Consider the following 3,165-nt stretch of genomic DNA (forward strand, 5'->3'; position numbering starts at 1 on the left):
AGTCTGTGACACATCAACTGCACCATCCCAACAAATACTCAACCAGATCATCCAGGCTGAGCGACTATTGCCCGAGGGCAGAATGTAATCACGCACACGATCCGTCATGTGCCAGCAATGCTGAAGGACCGTAAACCGGGCTGATGGCAGGTGCATACACCCGCCGCTCCCGATCGCCTCCCGATTTAACGTATTCATGATTTTTCCTCTTCGATGTCTAGAGAAGCCAACTCTCCGAGGGTCAGCGGTTTGATTGGCGGACGGATTCGGTAAAAGCCCACTTCCGAAACCGGCCTCTTCTGCTCGCTCGCGACAATGTGTGCAATGGTGTAACCACATTGCCGACCTTGGCACGGTCCCATGCCAGCACGCGTGTAAGCCTTGAGCTGATTGGGACCTGGTAAGGCAATCGCCATCGCTTTGCGTATATCACCAGCAGTCAACTCTTCGCACCGGCAAACGACGGTGTCGTCGGAAGGGGAAAAGATGCTGGCCCGGGGCGGATACAACGCATCCAGCATGGGGCGTAGGCGCATTAATCTTCGCAACTTCTCTCGGACAGGAATGGCCTGTGTAGCGGCTGAATCTGATGTGACGCGCCCAGCACGCAGACCAATACCTAGAGCAACCAACTCACCTCGAACGCATGCCACCTTCGCGCCACCAATACCGGCACCATCACCTGCCACGTATACACCCTGCTTGCTCGTCTGGCCCCACTCATCAAGGTCTGGAGCTAGGCATAACTGGTCGGCACTCCAACTGTGCGTGCAACCAAGGGCCTGGGTCATATGAATGGATGGCACAACACCTTCGTGCGATAACAACAAGCTGGCCGCTACACGAGTGGTCTTGCCATTGGCTTGTGTATATTCCAGCTCCTGCAGACGACCTTCACCCAGCGCCCGCAACGAAGTCACTCCACGTATCCGTCGGGTACCTGACCGCCGTATATCGCGTAACCAAGTAAGCCCCTTACCGATTTCAACCAAGTCCGCGAGAGCCGCCCCCATCCAGGGCAGTGCTCGGCGCCACCCACCTGGCGGCGACGTATCCAGCCAGCCAGCAATACTGCCGCCAGCGCGCAACAACTGCGCCATATACAAAAGAGGTAATGGGCCGCTGCCTACCACCCATACAGGCCCTGACGGCACTTGACGCGAGGTCTTCAACAAAATCTGGGCTGCACCAACTGTCAGTACACCGGGCAGTGTCCAACCCGGAAACGGCGCAGGCCTTTCTTGCGCCCCCATAGCCAGCACAACTTGATTAGCTCGCACCGCTTCGGCCTGTCCGTCGCGCTTCATGAAAACGCGCCACCCTGGCTCGATCTGCCAGACCTGCGTCTGCGGCTCGTAGACCGCACCACAAGCACGGAAGCTCGCAGCTAGATCTGCGCCAGCACGATATTCATCACCCAAAATCTTACCCGTGGACGTGGGGGCAACTTTCTCGACTGCGCGCCAGATCTGGCCGCCGGGTGCGGGCTGCTCATCCACGACAAGAACAGAGAGCCCCAGGTTACGCATGCCAATCGCGGCGCTCATGCCCGCAGGTCCTGCCCCAATCACGACTGCATCAAATTCGCGCGTCATAACATCACACTCCGACGACCGAATTGGCGCTCCACGCGCATACCTTCCTGCACCGTAACCAAGCAGGATTGCGTCGACGCCACACCATCGACAATGACCAAGCAATCGAAGCACACACCCATCATGCAATAGGGCGCACGTGGGCTCTCATGTACGGGTGTTGTGCGGCTTGCTGGTGTTCGCTGCCGAAGAAGCACGGCTGCGATAGTTTCACCGCCTTCTGCCTCGACGGCTTGACCGTCTATATAGAGCGTCAGCGTGGACGCTCCCGCATCATGCAATTTTTTGAACATTGAAACGCCCATAATGGAAGATCCCCAGATCGGCTGGGAGCACGCCAGCAGCAAGCGCTTTGGCATATTCGCCGGCATGAAAGGAGGCTAATGTCAGACCCGAGTGACAGAGCGCGATGCTAGCCCCGGGATGTTGAACAGAATTCGCATAAACGGGATTGCCATCTGGAGTCATGACTCGAAGGCAAGACCATTGGCGAACCAGTTTCGCTTTGGCAATGTCTGGCAAAATTCGCATTGCCTTGCGCACCATGCGAACTGCGCCCTGAGAAGTCGTGCTTAGGTCATAGCCGACTTCTTCATTGGTCACTCCAATCATGACGGTGCCTTCACCTGTTTGGCGTAGACCACTGCACGGTACCGGTAGCAACGGCGCTAAACGCTCTGTCACAAGGAGTTGGCCCCGCTGCGGCCGCAAAGGGACATCGAGTCCAACCATCGGCCCCAACACCGAGGATCCCAAACCAGCGGCGATTACCACGCGCCCGGCGCGCGCCCGGAATCCGCCCGCTACAACCTCGAAACCACCACCCGGCAGCGCATTGATAGCTGTAACCGCATGGTTGTTCCGAAGCTGGCCGCCACGTCGCAAATATGCTGTTTGCAGCGCCGCCAGCAGTCGCAAAGGATTCACCTGGCCATCCAGTTCTCCAAAGCTTGCCCCGACTACGGCCTCGCCCAAACGCATCGTCGGGAATCGCCGTTGCAGCTCTTTTCGATCCAGCATACGAGTCGAACGCGCATATTCAGGCGTCTGAGCGTGCCATGCTTCGAGTTCCGAGGCGCGCGCGCTCCACTCGTCGTCGCTCAGACAGAAGTTCAGACCGCCATTGCGCTCGTACGCAACCGTCATACTGCTTTCTGCCTGCAACTGTTCTGCAAATTCAGGCCAAGCTTGGGCAGCCTGAATCGATAGTCGCTGGTAGCCGGGATGCCCAAGCCCTTTGCCTTGCACCCAGACCAAGCCGAAGTTGGCCTTCGCTGCGCGAAAATCCGTATCCGCACCATCCAGCATCAGTACACGACGGTTCATCCCAGCTAACCCGTAGCCGATAGCCGCGCCTGCCATGCCGGCGCCCGCTACGATCACGTCATACTCTTGTGACATTACTGCGCACCCCGAGTGACAGTCGTAAGCTCCGTAACGGGCGGTTGCAGATTCAACGTACCTTTTAGGGAGTAGCCATAGTTCACGCCATCGCCATGCACCCATACTTGCTTAAGGCCAAAGAGTGGTACGCCGCAAACGTCATCATGAATCTTGGTCTGTGCTTGTT

At 57.7% G+C, this 3,165-nt stretch carries 4 protein-coding genes; all 4 read right to left on the reverse strand.

Annotation, left to right across the window (positions count from 1 at the left end):
• Window positions 1-198, reverse strand: a 198-nt coding sequence (locus C8K58_RS32590) for a hypothetical protein (protein WP_218279016.1), incomplete at its 3' end; no start/stop codon positions are given.
• Window positions 195-1,595: an NAD(P)/FAD-dependent oxidoreductase gene (locus tag C8K58_RS31865; RefSeq protein WP_108574904.1), complete on the reverse strand. Its 1,401-nt coding sequence runs from the start codon at window positions 1,593-1,595 to the stop codon at window positions 195-197. The genes C8K58_RS31865 and C8K58_RS32590, both read right to left, overlap by 4 nt.
• Entirely contained in the window at window positions 1,592-1,966 is a 375-nt protein-coding gene (locus C8K58_RS31870) for a (2Fe-2S)-binding protein (protein WP_371921662.1), read from the reverse strand. The genes C8K58_RS31865 and C8K58_RS31870 overlap by 4 nt, the downstream gene beginning before the upstream one ends.
• Window positions 1,869-2,996 (reverse strand): FAD-binding oxidoreductase, encoded by a 1,128-nt coding sequence (locus C8K58_RS31875; RefSeq protein WP_108574905.1) that lies wholly within the window; start codon window positions 2,994-2,996, stop codon window positions 1,869-1,871. Before C8K58_RS31875 ends, C8K58_RS31870 begins: the two co-directional genes overlap by 98 nt.
• Window positions 2,997-3,165: the final 169 nt, after the last annotated feature.

This window comes from Pseudomonas sp. GV047, from assembly GCF_003058245.1.
Taxonomy (GTDB): domain Bacteria; phylum Pseudomonadota; class Gammaproteobacteria; order Pseudomonadales; family Pseudomonadaceae; genus Aquipseudomonas; species Aquipseudomonas marginalis.